General features: G+C 61.3%; 12 protein-coding genes. 4 read left to right on the forward strand and 8 right to left on the reverse strand.

Translation table 11 applies throughout. The features are described from left to right. The first annotated feature begins 296 nt into the window (after window positions 1-296). Window positions 297-2,252 carry a choline transporter BetT gene (gene betT / locus LAB08_RS01095; protein ID WP_172901694.1) on the forward strand — a complete coding sequence of 652 codons (1,956 nt, stop codon included), beginning with the start codon at window positions 297-299 and terminating at the stop codon, window positions 2,250-2,252. A gap of 8 nt (window positions 2,253-2,260) precedes the next feature. Here the strand turns inward: betT and LAB08_RS01100 are convergent, their stop codons facing one another. Then, window positions 2,261-2,521 (reverse strand): hypothetical protein, encoded by a 261-nt coding sequence (locus tag LAB08_RS01100; protein WP_096513924.1) that lies wholly within the window; start codon window positions 2,519-2,521, stop codon window positions 2,261-2,263. A gap of 263 nt (window positions 2,522-2,784) precedes the next feature. Here LAB08_RS01100 and mgrA point away from each other — a divergent pair, with 263 nt between their 5' ends. Further along, window positions 2,785-3,822, forward strand: a complete 1,038-nt coding sequence (gene mgrA, locus LAB08_RS01105) for an L-glyceraldehyde 3-phosphate reductase (protein ID WP_096513923.1) — start codon at window positions 2,785-2,787, stop codon at window positions 3,820-3,822. A gap of 150 nt (window positions 3,823-3,972) precedes the next feature. Here mgrA and tauD read toward each other — a convergent pair whose 3' ends face one another. The 7 genes from tauD to LAB08_RS01140 all read right to left on the reverse strand — a co-directional run bounded on the left by tauD (window position 3,973) and on the right by LAB08_RS01140 (window position 12,404). Then, entirely contained in the window at window positions 3,973-4,815 is an 843-nt protein-coding gene (tauD, locus tag LAB08_RS01110; protein ID WP_096513922.1) for a taurine dioxygenase, read from the reverse strand. Window positions 4,816-4,944: 129 nt separating this feature from the next. Further along, a complete protein-coding gene (gene tauC / locus LAB08_RS01115) occupies window positions 4,945-5,778 on the reverse strand; it encodes a taurine ABC transporter permease TauC (protein WP_096513921.1) in 834 nt (277 codons plus the stop codon). Continuing rightward, window positions 5,775-6,569, reverse strand: coding sequence for a taurine ABC transporter ATP-binding subunit (gene tauB, locus LAB08_RS01120; protein ID WP_096513920.1), 795 nt, complete (start codon window positions 6,567-6,569; stop codon window positions 5,775-5,777). Before tauB ends, tauC begins: the two co-directional genes overlap by 4 nt. A 16-nt stretch (window positions 6,570-6,585) precedes the next feature. Then, window positions 6,586-7,563, reverse strand: a complete 978-nt coding sequence (gene tauA / locus LAB08_RS01125; RefSeq protein ID WP_096513919.1) for a taurine ABC transporter substrate-binding protein — start codon at window positions 7,561-7,563, stop codon at window positions 6,586-6,588. 276 nt (window positions 7,564-7,839) lie between these two features. Then, the gene (gene gshA / locus LAB08_RS01130) at window positions 7,840-9,423 is read right to left on the reverse strand and encodes a glutamate--cysteine ligase (RefSeq protein ID WP_096513918.1); all 1,584 of its coding nucleotides are present in this window, start codon (window positions 9,421-9,423) and stop codon (window positions 7,840-7,842) included. Between the two features lie 273 nt (window positions 9,424-9,696). Then, entirely contained in the window at window positions 9,697-10,080 is a 384-nt protein-coding gene (locus LAB08_RS01135) for a PaaI family thioesterase (protein WP_096513917.1), read from the reverse strand. After that, window positions 10,080-12,404, reverse strand: a complete 2,325-nt coding sequence (locus tag LAB08_RS01140) for a Tex family protein (RefSeq protein ID WP_096513916.1) — start codon at window positions 12,402-12,404, stop codon at window positions 10,080-10,082. The genes LAB08_RS01135 and LAB08_RS01140 overlap by 1 nt, the downstream gene beginning before the upstream one ends. A 362-nt stretch (window positions 12,405-12,766) precedes the next feature. Between LAB08_RS01140 and ompR the strand changes: the two genes are divergently transcribed. Both ompR and LAB08_RS01150 read left to right on the forward strand, forming a co-directional pair. Next, on the forward strand, window positions 12,767-13,507 hold the full coding sequence (gene ompR / locus LAB08_RS01145; RefSeq protein WP_096513915.1) for an osmolarity response regulator transcription factor OmpR: 741 nt from the start codon (window positions 12,767-12,769) through the stop codon (window positions 13,505-13,507). Between the two features lie 114 nt (window positions 13,508-13,621). Continuing rightward, on the forward strand, window positions 13,622-14,935 hold the full coding sequence (locus LAB08_RS01150; RefSeq protein ID WP_096513914.1) for an ATP-binding protein: 1,314 nt from the start codon (window positions 13,622-13,624) through the stop codon (window positions 14,933-14,935). Window positions 14,936-15,065: the final 130 nt, after the last annotated feature.

Genomic DNA, 15,065 nt, shown 5'->3' on the forward strand with positions numbered 1-15,065 from the left:
GCGGGCTTGCCCGCGATTGGATTTCAAGTCGAATCGAGCCAGCGGTCCCGATCAAATCTCGCGTCAAATCTTCCTTCGAGCTTGCCTGCCAACAGTACCGCCCAGCCCTGCGATTAGTCCTTAGCCCCCTATCTATGTTTAACTTGAACGTTCATTCAAGTTAAACCGGTGGTTCGCCGCCCGCTCACAACAGGAGGCTTGCCTTTGCTGAGTCCGATTTCTACAGCCACGTTTTCCCCCTTTGAGGTGCACCGTTGATGAGTGCATCGTCCCTCCCTTCAAGCGGCCTGGTCCGCATGAATCCGCCAGTGTTCTGGTTCGCCGCGAGTTTCATTCTGTTGTTCGGCGTCGTGGTCATGGCCATGCCAGAACAGGCCGGCGCCTGGCTGCTGGCGGCGCAAAACTGGGCGGCCAACACGGTCGGCTGGTACTACATGCTGGCGATGACCCTGTATCTGGTCTTCGTGGTGGTCACCGCGTTATCGGGCTACGGCAAGATAAAACTCGGTGCCGACCACGACGAGCCCGAATTCAGTTACCTGTCCTGGGCCGGCATGCTGTTCGCCGCCGGGATCAGCATCACCCTGTTTTTCTTCTGCGTGTCCGAACCGCTGACCCATATGCTCCAACCGCCGCAAGGTGAGGCGGGCACGGCGGATGCGGCACGTCAGGCGATGCAGGTTCTGTTTCTGCATTGGGGGCTGCACGGCTGGGGCGTGTTCGCCTTCGTCGGCATGGCGCTGGCCTACTTCGCTTACCGGCACAACCTGCCGCTGGCCTTGCGCTCGGCGCTGTATCCGCTGATCGGCAAACGCATCAACGGCCCCATCGGTTACGCAGTGGACGGCTTCGGCATCATTGCCACGGTGTTCGGCCTCGGCGCCGACATGGGCTTTGGCGTGTTGCACCTCAACTCGGGGCTGGACTACCTGTTCGGTATCGCCCATACCCGGTGGATTCAGGTCGGCCTGATCACGCTGATGATGGGGGCGGCGATCATAGTGGCCGTGTCCGGCGTCGATAAGGGCGTGCGGGTCATGTCCGATATCAACATGCTGCTGGCCTGCGCACTGCTGCTGTTCGTGTTATTCGCCGGCCCCACGCAGCACTTGCTCAACACCTTGATCCAGAACCTTGGCGATTACCTCGGCGCGTTGCCGATGAAGAGCTTCGACCTGTACGCGTATGACAAGCCCAGCGACTGGCTGGGCGGCTGGACGGTGTTCTATTGGGCCTGGTGGATCGCATGGTCGCCGTTCGTGGGCCTGTTCATCGCACGGATTTCCCGAGGCCGGACCATCCGCGAGTTTGTCTTCGGCGTGCTGTTGATTCCTCTCGGTTTCACCCTGGCGTGGATGTCGATCTTCGGCAACAGCGCCATTGACCAGGTGCTCAACCACGGCATGTCGGCGTTGGGTTTGTCGGCCATCGATAATCCGTCGATGACCCTTTACCTGCTGCTGGAAACCTACCCGTGGAGCAAAACCGTCATCGCGGTCACGGTGTTCATCAGCTTCGTGTTCTTCGTCACCTCCGCCGATTCCGGCACCGTGGTGCTGTCGACGCTGTCCGCCAAGGGCGGCGGCCCCGATGAAGACGGGCCGAAATGGTTGCGGGTGTTTTGGGGGGCGATGACTGCGCTGGTGACCAGCGCGCTGCTGTTTTCCGGCAGCATCGATGCGCTGAAATCAGCGGTGGTGCTGACCTCGCTGCCGTTCTCGCTGATCCTGCTGTTGATGATGTGGGGCCTGCACAAGGCGTTCTATCTGGAATCGCAGAAGCAGATTGCGCAGATGCATTCCCTGGCACCGGTGTCCGGCTCGCGGCGGGGCGGCTGGCGCCAGCGCTTGAGTCAGGCGGTGCATTTCCCGTCGCGGGACGAGGTGTATCGCGTTCTCGATTCGACGGTACGCCCGGCCATCGAAGAGGTGTCGGCGGTGTTCATCGAAAAAGGCCTCGGCGTCGTCACCCACCCGGAGCCGGTCAACGACAGCGTCAGCCTGGAGATCGGTCACGGCGATCAGCACCCGTTCATCTATCAGGTGCAAATGCGTGGCTATTTCACGCCGTCGTTCGCCCGTGGCGGCATGGGTTCCAAGGAACTGAACAACCGGCGTTACTACCGAGCCGAAGTGCATTTGAGTGAGGGCAGTCAGGACTACGACCTGGTGGGTTACACCCGGGAGCAGGTGATCAACGACATCCTGGATCAGTACGAGCGGCACATGCAGTTCCTGCATCTGGTGCGTTGATCGGGCCTTCACGTCTCGGTGGTCAGCACCATGAACAACACCAGCGCCGCCACCGGGACACCGAATACGGCGCTGCCGACCATCAGTTCCATACTCAGTGGCTGGCCGGCATGCACCACCCCGACCGCGCCGTTGATCAACGTCAATGCCAGCCACAGGCCGACAAAGCCGTAGGCCAGTGTCTGGCGGGTGAAGCCGATTTTCTCGCCGATGTAGAGCATCAGCGCCAGGAGGATCAGGCCGAAGGTGATGATGATGGTGGTGTGCATATCGGGTTTCGTCCTGCGGATGTGTGGTGCCACTCAGGCCGCTTTCGCTGGCAAGCCAGCTCCTACAGGTTCTGGGCGGCCCGACCTGCCTGAAACCAGCTTAAACCAACCCGCCATTTACGCCGGACACTGCAAGGGCAAAGAAATCGTGAAACGTTTCAGCAATTAGTCGAATCCGGGGTTTTTTGGTGTTTGTCCGGGCGTATGCTGGGCGACTGGCGAAGCAGTCGAGACCAGATTCAAGACAGACAAGAGAGGATTCGATGACTTATACCGCTGCCGAAAACCGCTACGACTCCATCCCTTACCGCCGCGTGGGCCGCAGCGGGCTGGTGCTGCCGGCGTTGTCCCTGGGCCTTTGGCACAACTTCGGCGACAGCACGCCGATCGACATCCAACGTGCGCTGCTGCGCACAGCGTTCGATCTGGGTATCAACCATTTCGACCTGGCCAACAACTATGGCCCGCCCTATGGCAGCGCCGAGATCAATTTCGGTCGATTGCTGCGTGAAGACTTCAAGCCGTACCGTGACGAGTTGATCATCTCCAGCAAGGCCGGTTGGGACATGTGGCCGGGCCCCTATGGTCAGGGTGGCGGTTCGCGCAAGTACGTGCTGGCCAGCCTCGACCAGAGCCTGCAACGCCTGGGCCTGGACTACGTGGACATTTTCTACTCTCACCGTTTCGACCCGGACACGCCGCTGGAAGAGACCGCCAGCGCCCTGGCCTCGGCGGTGCAACAGGGCAAGGCGCTGTACATCGGCATCTCGTCTTATTCCGGGGTGAAAACCCGGGAAATGGCAGCGTTGCTCAAGGAATGGAAAGTCCCGTTGCTGATTCATCAGCCGGCCTACAACCTGCTCAACCGTTGGGTGGAAAAAGACCTGCTGGACACCACCGAGGAACTGGGCACCGGGGTGATTGCCTTCACGCCGCTCGCTCAAGGGTTGCTGACCGACAAGTACCTCAACGGCGTCCCGGCGGATGCGCGGGTCAATCGACCGGGTGGCGGTTCTTTGCAGGCGTCGCACTTATCCGAGGCCAACATCGCTCACGTGCGCGCGCTGAACGAGATCGCCCGGCGTCGCGGTCAGAGCCTGGCGCAACTGGCGCTGGCGTGGACCTTGCGCGATCCACGGGTGACGTCGGCGCTGATCGGCGCGAGCCGGCCGGAGCAGATTGTCGAGAACGTGGGGGCGTTGAAGAATTTGAGTTTCAGTGTGGAAGAGTTGGCAGAGATTGACCGGTTTGCCCAGGAGGGCGGGATCAATCTTTGGGAGAAGCCTTCAACGGCGGAATGAGTGATCGGCACTGGATTTCCAGTGCCTGTTCCGACCTCTTCGCGGGCAAGCCCGCACCCACAGGATATGCGCCATTTCGAAGTCGGCGCAGTACCTGTGGGAGCGGGCTTGCCTGCGAAGGGGCCATCAAATTCAGCACAAATGGATTGATCAGCGGAAAAACGGCACACCCCCCAACACCGTAGCCCGATGCATCACCCGCCGCGCGGGCCGGTAATCATCTACCGCGTAATGCTGGGTCACGCGGTTGTCCCAGAATGCGATGTCGTCTTTCTGCCAGCGCCAGCGAATGGTGAATTCCGGCCGCGTGGCATGGGCGAACAGGAACTTCAGAACCGCCTCGCTCTCGGTTTCCGACAGTTCGTTGATCTTCGACGTGAAGCCTTCGTTGACGAACAGCGAGCGACGCCCGCTCACCGGATGTGTGCGGATCACCGGATGAGACAACGGCGGATTCTTGCGTCGTGCTTCTTCCCACTGCGCCAGCGCCTCAGGCGTGTTGCCGTAGCGCTCCAGCGGAAACGAACGGGTGAAATCGTGGGTGGCGGTCAGCCCTTCGAGCAGGTTTTTCATCGGCGTCGACAAGGCTTCGTAGGCTGCGATACCACTGGCCCACAGCGTGTCGCCGCCAAACTCCGGCAGCAGCTTGGCACTGAGCACCGCGCCCATGGCCGGGGTCGGCAGGAAGGTCACATCGGTGTGCCAGATCGCGTTGTCGCGCACGTCGGTCACGGCGGTGTCGAGGATCAGCACTTCTGGCTGTTCGGGCACGTTCGGATAGATCGGATGAATGTGCAGGTCGCCAAAGTTGGCGGCAAAGCGTACCTGTTGCTGCGGAGTGATCGGCTGGTCGCGAAAGAACAGCACCTGATGCTTGAGCAGCGCCTGCTCGATGGCATCGCGTTGTTCCAGGTTCAACGGCTGGCTGATATCGACGCCGCTGATTTGCGCGCCGAGGGCAGAGCTCAATGGGACGATGGACAAATTACTCATGGTCTTTCTCTTCAATCCGGGAGTACCAACTGTGGGAGCGAGCCTGCTCGCGAAAGCGCTGTGTCAGTCACTGAAATGTCGCCTGACACTCTGCATTCGCGAGCAGGCTCGCTCCCACAGGAAGGATAATCAGTGGGCCTGGCCGTGCCACGGCACCAGTTTGCGTTGCAGGGCGCGCAGGCCCATTTCCATGGCGAAGGCGATCAGCGCGATCACCAGAATCCCCAGCACCACCACATCGGTGACCAGGAACTGTGCGGCGGACTGCACCATGAAGCCCAAACCGCTGGTGGCGGCGATCAACTCGGCGGCGACCAGGGTTGACCAGCCCACGCCCAGGCCAATGCGCACGCCGGTCAAAATGTCGGGTAACGCACTCGGCAAAATCACATGGCGAATCAACTGCGACCGCGTTGCGCCCAACGACTGGGCGGCGCGCAACTTGGCCGGATCGACCGTGCGCACGCCGGTGGCGGTGGCGATGGCGATCGGAGCGAAAATCGCCAGGTAGATCAGCAGGACCTTCGACAGCTCGCCAATGCCGCACCAGATCACGATCAGTGGCAGATAGGCCAACGGCGGGATCGGGCGGTAGAACTCGATCAGTGGATCGAGCACGCCCCGCGCAATGCGATTGGCGCCGATGGCAATGCCCACCGGCACGGCGGTCAGCACCGCAAAACCCAGGCCCAGGCCGATGCGGCTGAGGCTCGCGCCCAAGTGCTGCCACAGGGTCGAATCCATGTAACCGGTGGTTGCCAGCAGCCAGCCTTTTTGCAGCACGGCGGACGGTGGCGGCAGGAACAGCGGCTCGATCAGCCCGCTGGCGGTCACGGCCCACCAAATGATCACCAGGGCGGCCAGGGTCAGCAGGCTGATCCAGCGAATGCTCAAGCTGCGGCGTACCGGTATCGCGGTAGCGCCGGGTTTTACCGCCGCAACGGGAATTTCATAGCTGCTCATGCGCGCTCCTGCCGCTGGGCGGCGCTGCGTTGGGAGAACACTCTGGCGAGCACGTGTTCGCGGGTTTCAATAAAACGCGGGTCGGATTTGATCGCGCGGGCCGATTCACCGGCGGCGTAACGCTGACCGAAATCCAGGCTCAGGCGCTCGACGATTTGCCCGGGATTCGGGGCGAGCAAAATCAGGTCGGTGGCGAGGAATACCGCTTCCTCGATGTCATGGGTGATCAGGAAAACCGGTTTGGCGGTACGCCGCCAGACTTGCAGCAGCAACTCCTGCATTTGTTCGCGGGTGAAGGCATCGAGGGCGCCGAAGGGTTCGTCCATCAGCAATACACGCGGGTCGGCTGCAAGGGCACGGGCGAGCCCGACGCGCTGTTTCTGGCCACCGGAGAGCTGCCAGATTCTGCGGCTCTCGAATCCGGACAGATCCACCAGCGAGAGCATTTCCCGAGCGCGGATTTCACGTTTGTCCCGGGCAATACCGGCCAGTTCCAGACCGAACCCCACATTGGCCAGCACATCCTGCCAGGGCAGCAGGGCGTCGTCCTGGAACACCACGCCGCGTTCGGCGCTGGGGCCTTTGACCGGCACGCCATCGAGGGTGATGCGCCCGGCGCTGGGTTCGACGAAACCGGCGATCAGGTTCAACAGCGATGTCTTGCCACTGCCGGACGGGCCGAGGGCGACCAGCAACTGCTGGGGCCCCAGGCTCAGGGAAATATCCGCCAGCACAGGTGTAGGGCTGCCGGGGTACTGTGCGCTGATGCGCTCCAGCTGTAGCAAAGCCATCGCGGTCAACTCCCGATCAGTTGGTGATGAACTTGGCGCTGACGTACGGCGCGTAGTCCGGCAGTACGGCCTCGACCTTGCCTTGTTCCTTGAGGAACACGGCGGTGTCGGTAATAGCCTTGGTGGTCGGTGCGCCCAGGGTGACGACCTGATCGGCCGCCAGTGGGTAGACGTTACCTTGCAGCAACAGCGGAATATCGCTGGCCTTGGCACCGGAGAGCTTCACCAGCTTGTCGACATTGGCCTGATTGGCGAGCCAGGCTTTCGGGTCTTTGCGGTAATCGGCGTAGGCATCCAGGGTCACTTTGGCGAAAGCAGTGACGATTTCCGGATGTTTCTCGGCGAAGTCTTTACGCACGATCCAGGCATCGAAGGTCGGCGCGCCGAACTTGGCCAGTTCGCCGGAAGTGATCAGCACTTTGCCGTTTTCCTTGGCGACACCCAGTGCCGGGTCCCATACGTAGGTGGCGTCGATGTCGCCGCGCTTCCATGCTGCGATGATTGCTGGCGGGGCGAGGTTGAGCACGGTGACTTTCGATGGATCGATGTTCCAGTGCTTCAGCGCGGCCAGCAGGCTGTAGTGGCCGGTGGAAACGAACGGCACGGCGATCTTCTTGCCGATCAGGTCTTGCGGGGTTTTGATCCCGGAACCGTCGCGAGCCACCAGGGCTTCGGCGGCGCCGATCTGGGTGGCGATGAGGAAGGTTTCCACCGGCACTTTGCGGGTGATAGCTGCCGTCAGCGGGCTGGAACCGAGGTAGCCGATCTGCACGTCGCCGGAAGCGATGGCGGCGATGATGTCGGCACCGTTATCGAATTTGCGCCAGCTGATGTCGGCCTTGGTGGCTTTTTCATACGCGCCGTCGGCCTGGGCGACTTTCGCCGGATCAACGGTGGTCTGGTAGGCGACAGTGACGTCAGCCGCCTGGACAAACAAACTCGCGGCAGCCAAAGACGCGGCCGCCAGCAAGCGAAGGGGGAAAGTCAGTTTCATGGGGAAGCTCCTTGTCAGGCGACCGAGAGTCGGCGTGAAAGGAGACTAAATGATCTAAGAATTCGAAAATAAATAACTTTTTCGAATGAGCTTATGAGCGGAAGGTTTTAAAGGCGGTAGTCGTGAACCGCCTTTGTGGCGAGGGAGCTTGCTCCCGCTGGAGGCCGAAGGCCTCCAAAATGCAACGATGCAGATGCGCCTGGATAAACACCATCGCTGATTTTGCGACTGCTGCGCAGCCGAGCGGGAGCAAGCTCCCTCGCCACAGGAGAGTAGCTAGTTACTGATCGCCAGAATGCTCGCCTGATACGACCCGACAAATACATCGAAATCGCCAACCTCGTTCTGCTCAAGCTCCACTTGCTCAGCCAGTGACGACCGTGCGCGTTCTTCAAACTTCGCCTGGTCTTCGCGGGACAACGGCTCGCTGCGGAAGAACTCCGCGTGGGCCTGGCTCTGACGCAGCGAGAACCGGGCAAAGCTCTCCTTGTGCTCGGCCATTGCTGCGAGGACCTGGGCCGAAGGCGTCAGGGACGGGTCCTTGACCTTGGCCAGCTGGGCATCCAGCGCCTTGCTGTGGGCATCGCCGCCATGGCTTTGATCCAGCAGCGCGGCCAGTGGCGCGATGTTTTCCAGCAATTGGCCCGCCCACTCCTTCAGGTCCACAGGGTGACCGTCGCGTTGCAGTTGCAGGCCCGGGCGGCGGCCTTCCTTGACGACGCTGAGGAAGTTCGACGTCGCGTTGCCGCAGCTGGTGTTGGTCAGCAGCGGGCTGTCGTTCAGGGCGCAGTACAGCAGGAAGGCGTCGAGGAAACGCGATTCGGTGATGTCGATGCCCATTGGCAGGAACGGGTTGATGTCCAGGCAACGAACTTCTACGTACTGGATGCCGCGAGCCATCAGCGCCTGGATCGGCCGCTCGCCGGAATAGGTCACGCGTTTGGGGCGGATATTGGAGTAGTACTCGTTTTCGATCTGCAGGATGTTGGTGTTGAGCTGAACCCACTCACCGTCCTTGTGCGTACCGACCTCGACGTACGGCGCATAGGGTGTCGCCACCGCCTTGCGCAGGCTGTCGGTGTAGCTGACGAGATCGTTGTAGCACGGCGTCAGGCCGGCCTGGGCGTTGCTCTGGTAACCCAGATCGCTCATGCGCAGGCTGGTGGCGTACGGCAGATACAAGGTGTCCGGGTCCAGCTGTTCCAGCTGATGCGAACGACCGCGCAGGAAACCGGCGTCCAGTGCTGGCGACGCGCCGAACAGGTACATCAGCAGCCAGCTGTAGCGGCGGAAGTTACGGATCAGGGCAATGTAGGACGACGACTGGAAGTCGCGGTCGGTGCCGACAAAACCTTCAGCCGCTTTAAGCAACGGCCAGAGTTTTTCCGGCAGGGAAAAATTGTAGTGAATCCCGGCGATGCACTGCATGGTCTTGCCATAGCGCAGGGCCAGGCCCTTGCGGTACACGTACTTGAGCTGACCGATGTTGGACGTGCCGTAATAGGCAATCGGGATATCTTCCTCGGCCGGCAACGGGCACGGCATCGATGGACTCCACAGGTACTCGTTGCCGAGCTTGCTGTAGGCAAAACGGTGAATGCTGTCCAGGCTCGCCAGCGTATCGGCAGGATCGGGCAAGGCCGGGGTGATGAACTCCAGCAGCGACTCGGAATAGTCGGTGGTGATCTGTTCATTGGTCAGCGCGGAACCCAATGCTTCCGGGTGCGGCGTTTGCGCCAGGCGACCTTCGCCGGTCACGCGCAGGCATTCACGTTCGATGCCGTGAAGGCACTGTTCGAGCAGAGAGAGGTTGGCACGCTCGCCGAGCAGGGCCAGGCGGCGGTTGAGAAGTTCGCTCAAGTTGGATTCCTTCACGCGTCAGTCGCCCCAATATGGGGGTGGGCAAGACGGTCTACAAGGGTGAAGTTGAAACTGGCGTTTTCGCCTGGTTTTTTGAGCCGCGCAGGTACTGACTGTCGTAATCCCCTGTGGGAGCGAGCCTGCTCGCGAAGAGGGAGTGTCAGCGACATTGAAGTCTCCTGACACACCGCCTTCGCGAGCAGGCTCGCTCCCACAGGAAACTCCGGCGCTGCGGTCACAGCGCCGAAATTACCTCAAATTGATGGCGACTAGCTACAGGACAGCGAACGTGCCTTGTGCTTTTGCGACCAGTTTGTCGCCTTGCACCACATCGGCTTCGACCACCAGCGTGCGGCGGCCCGGGTGGATCACCCGCGCCGTGCACATCACCTCGCCGTCGGCGACGGCGCGGATGTAGTTGATCTTGCACTCGATGGTCGCGCTTTGCTGGTCAAAGCCGTGGGTGCTGGAGCAGGCCAGTCCCATGGCAATGTCCACCAGGCTGAACAACGCCCCGCCGTGCAGTTTGCCGGCGCGATTGCGCAGCTCCGGTTCCAGCACCAGGGCGACTTGCGCCACCCCGGTTTCCAGGCTGTGCAAGCGGCAGCCCAGCAGCTTGAAGAACGCGCTTTCGGTATACCCCGCAGGGATCTCCATCAGCGTTTCTTCAACTGCTTGGCGTTGGCGAACAGCGAAGCCATGGCGTTATTGGACGGAGCCGCCGCCGTGGTTTCCTTGCGCGGTGCAGTGTTCTGGGACTGGCGTGGCGCCGACCCCGGACGTGCACCGCGAGCGCCGTCGATTTTCTCGCCCGGGGTGTCGCTCATGCGCATCGACAGGCCCACGCGTTTACGCGGGATGTCGACTTCCATGACCTTCACTTTCACCACGTCACCAGCTTTGACCGCTTCCCGTGGATCTTTGATGAACTTCTCGGAAAGTGCAGAGATATGCACCAAACCGTCCTGATGCACGCCGATATCAACGAATGCGCCGAAGTTGGTCACGTTGGTCACCACGCCTTCGAGGATCATCCCCAATTCCAGGTCCTTGAGATCTTCGACGCCTTCCTGGAACTCGGCGGTCTTGAACTCCGGACGTGGGTCGCGACCCGGTTTTTCCAGCTCTTGCAGAATGTCGGTAACAGTCGGCAGGCCGAAGGTTTCGTCGGTGTATTTCTTCGGGTCGAGGCGCTTGAGGAACGCGGCGTCGCCGATCAACGAGCGAATATCACGGTCGGTCTCGGCGGCAATACGCTGTACCAGCGGATAGGCTTCCGGGTGCACCGCCGACGAGTCCAGCGGGTTCTCGCCGTTCATGACGCGCAGGAATCCGGCGGCCTGTTCGAAGGTTTTTTCACCCAGGCGTGCGACTTTCTTCAGCGCGGCACGGGTTTTGAACGCGCCGTGCTCGTCGCGGTGGCTGACGATGTTCTGCGCCAGGGTTGCGTTGAGGCCGGAGATTCGCGCCAGCAGCGCCACGGAAGCGGTGTTCACGTCCACGCCGACGGCGTTCACGCAGTCTTCGACCACGGCATCCAGGCCACGGGCCAGTTTCAGTTGCGACACGTCGTGCTGGTACTGGCCGACGCCGATGGATTTCGGATCGATCTTCACCAGTTCCGCCAGCGGGTCTTGCAGGCGACGGGCAATCGACACGGCGCCGCGGATCGACACATCGAGGTCGGGGAATTCCTTCGACGCCAGTTCCGACGCCGAGTAAACCGATGCGCCAGCCTCGGAGACCATGACTTTGGTCATCTTCATGGCCGGGTATTTTTTGATCAGCTCGGCGGCCAGTTTGTCGGTTTCACGGCTGGCGGTGCCATTGCCGATGGCGATCAGGTCCACCGAGTGCTTGGCGCACAGCGCCGCGAGTATCGCGAGGGTCTGGTCCCACTTGTTGTGCGGCACGTGCGGGTAAACCGTGGCGTGATCCAGCAGCTTGCCGGTGGAGTCGACCACGGCGACCTTGCAGCCGGTGCGCAGGCCCGGGTCGAGGCCCAGGGTGGCACGCGGGCCGGCCGGGGCCGACAGCAGCAAGTCGTGCAGGTTGTGCGCGAATACGTTGATCGCTTCGGTTTCCGCGCCGTCGCGCAGTTCGCCCAGCAGGTCGGTTTCCAGGTGGGTGTAGAGCTTGACCTTCCAGGTCCAGCGCACCACTTCACCCAGCCATTTGTCGGCCGGACGGTTCTGATTCTGAATGCCGAATTGCTGGCCGATCATGCCTTCGCACGGGTGCATGGTGCCCGGCAGTTCATCACCGACTTTCAGCGCGGAGCTGAGAATGCCTTCGTTACGGCCACGGAAAATCGCCAGGGCACGGTGCGAGGGCATGCTTTTGAGCGGTTCGTCGTGTTCGAAATAGTCGCGGAACTTGGCGCCTTCCTCTTCCTTGCCGGCGATCACGCGGGCACTGAGGGTGGCTTCCTGCTTCAGGAAGTTGCGCAGCTTGTCCAGCAAGCCTGCATCTTCGGCAAAGCGCTCCATCAGGATGTACTTGGCGCCTTCGAGAGCGGCCTTCACATCGGCCACGCCTTTCTCGGCGTTGACGAAGCGTGCGGCTTCGGCGTCTGGCGTCAGGCTCGGGTCGTTGAACAGACCGTCGGCCAGTTCGCCGAGGCCGGCTTCCAGGGCAATCTGGCCCTTGGTGCGGCGCTTCTGTTTGTACGGCAGGTACAGGTCTTCGAGGCGGGTCTTGGTGTCGGCGAGCTTGATGTCGCGTTCGAGTTGCGGGGTCAGCTTGCCTTGCTCCTGGATGCTGGCAAGGATGCTGATGCGCCGTTCGTCGAGTTCTCGCAGGTAGCGCAGACGCTCTTCCAGATGACGCAATTGCGTGTCATCGAGGCTGCCGGTCACTTCTTTTCGGTAACGGGCGATGAAGGGAACGGTAGAGCCTTCATCGAGTAGCGCGACGGCCGCTTCGACCTGTTGTGGGCGTACGCCGAGTTCCTCGGCGATGCGGCTGTTGATGCTGTCCATAAAACCACCTGACAAATTGTGAAAGCAGGCTCGCAGGCGCAGGGATTAGGGCCCGGCGAGTCTGGTTGAGCGGCCTGGCCTGCGCCGCTACCTGGATCAAAAGGTATCCCGTTGACCCGTGAAATCGAACAATTACTGCCGGCGCCATGAAAATAAAATGCGGCCGCCCGGCGTAACGATCAGACGTTGCCTGACACAAAAGGCCGCGCATTATAACCAGCGTTCCGCCCTTCGGGGGGTATCGCAGACTGTAGGCAAAATGCCCGGTTTTCTGGCGGTGAAGGAAAAATCTGCTAACAATGCACACGGTGCGTATATCGGCAGCTACGCCATAATGCGCGCCGAGATCAAAGGAGCATCCAATGAGCAGCACTGCAAACATTGCTGAAGGCGAAAAAATTCTTATTGTTGACGACGATCCTGGGCTCAGCAGCCTGTTGGAGCGTTTTTTCGTCAGCAAGGGCTATCGCGCCCGTGCCGTACCGAATACCGAGCAGATGGACCGCCTGCTGGCGCGTGAAGTGTTCAACCTGGTCGTCCTCGACCTGATGCTGCCCGGCGAAGACGGCCTGACCGCGTGCCGCCGTCTGCGTAGCGCGAACAATCAGATTCCAATCATCATGCTGACCGCCAAGGGCGACGAGCTGAGCCGAATCAAGGGCCTTGAACTGGGCGCCGACGATTACCTGGCCAAGCCGTTCAACCCGGACGAGCTGATGGCGCGTGTCAAAGCCGTTCTGCGCCGTCAGTCGGCTCCGGTGCCGGGCGCGCCGGGCAGCGAAGACGAAAGCGTGACGTTCGGTGACTACGAATTGTCCCTGGCCACCCGCGAACTCAAGCGCGGTGAAGAAGTGCACATGCTCACCACCGGTGAGTTCGCGGTACTCAAGGCACTGGTGATGAACGCCCGTCAGCCGCTGACTCGCGACAAACTGATGAACCTGGCCCGTGGTCGCGAATGGGATGCCCTCGAGCGTTCCATCGACGTGCAGATTTCCCGCCTGCGCCGGATGATCGAGCCCGATCCGTCCAAGCCACGCTATATCCAGACCGTCTGGGGCGTGGGTTATGTGTTCGTTCCGGATGGCACCGCCACCAAGTGATCGGTGATTTGCAAGAGCGGGTGGTGCGGGTAACGGTCATATGACCCTGCCCGCAGACTCGTGACCTGCAATATGCGAGCATCGCTCGCTCCTGCAAGCGTGTAGCGGTTACCCATGAAAACCCCGGTTTGGTTCCCCCAAAGTTTCTTCTCCCGCACCCTTTGGCTGGTGCTGATCGTCGTTCTGTTTTCCAAGGCGCTGACCCTGGTTTATCTGTTGATGAACGAGGACGTGCTGGTGGATCGTCAATACAGTCACGGCGTCGCCCTGACGTTGCGTGCTTATTGGGCAGCCGACGAGAACAACCGCGACAAGATTGCCGAAGCCGCGACCCTGATCAGGGTGGTGGGGGCCGGTGTGCCGGAAGGCGAACAGCACTGGCCGTACAGCGAAATCTATCAGCGGCAGATGCAGGCCGAATTGGGTGCCGACACCGAGGTGCGATTACGCATGCACTCGCCACCGGCGCTGTGGGTCCGGGCGCCAAGCCTGGGCGACGGCTGGCTGAAAGTGCCGCTGTATCCGCATCCGCTGCGCGGTCAGAAAATCTGGAATGTACTTGGCTGGTTCCTGGCCATTGGCTTGCTGTCCACTGCCTCGGCGTGGATCTTCGTCAGCCAGCTCAACCAACCCTTGAAACGTCTGGTCTACGCCGCGCGGCAACTCGGCCAGGGTCGCAGCGTGCGTCTGCCGATCAGCGATACCCCGAGTGAAATGACCGAGGTGTATCGCGCCTTCAACCAGATGGCCGAAGACGTCGAACAGGCCGGTCGCGAGCGTGAACTGATGCTGGCCGGGGTCTCCCATGACCTGCGTACGCCGCTGACCCGCTTGCGGTTATCCCTGGAACTGATGGGTGATCGCAGCGACCTGACGGATGACATGGTCCGCGACATCGAAGACATGGACGCGATTCTCGACCAGTTCCTGGCGTTCATCCGCGATGGCCGCGACGAATCGGTTGAAGAGGTGGACCTGAGCGACCTGGTCCGCGAAGTCGCTGCGCCCTACAACCAGGGTGAAGAGAAAGTGCGCTTGCGCCTGGAACCGATCCAGCCGTTTCCGTTGCGCCGGGTGTCGATGAAGCGGCTGCTGAACAACCTGATCGGCAACGCCCTGCACCACGCCGGCAGCGGAGTCGAAGTGGCTGCGTACGTGTCCGGTGATACCAGCGCGCCCTACGTGGTGCTGAGCGTCATGGATCGTGGTGCCGGGATCGATGCGTCGGAACTGGAAGCGATTTTCAACCCCTTCACCCGTGGCGACCGCGCCCGTGGCGGCAAGGGCACCGGGTTGGGGCTGGCGATTGTGAAGCGGATTGCTTCGATGCATGGCGGGAATGTTGAGTTGCGCAACCGTGAGGGCGGCGGGCTGGAAGCGCGGGTGCGGTTGCCGTTGGGGTTGATGCTGCCTCGGGATGCGGTTTAAGAATTTGGCATTGTTGTCGAGGCCTAAGACCTCTTCGCGAGCAGGCTCGCTCCCACAGGGATCTTGTGAACGCTGAAAATCCATTGTGGGAGCGAGCCTGCTCGCGAAGGCGGCATCCCTGCCACTATCA

This window comes from Pseudomonas izuensis, assembly GCF_002356535.2.
Classification (GTDB): domain Bacteria; phylum Pseudomonadota; class Gammaproteobacteria; order Pseudomonadales; family Pseudomonadaceae; genus Aquipseudomonas; species Aquipseudomonas izuensis.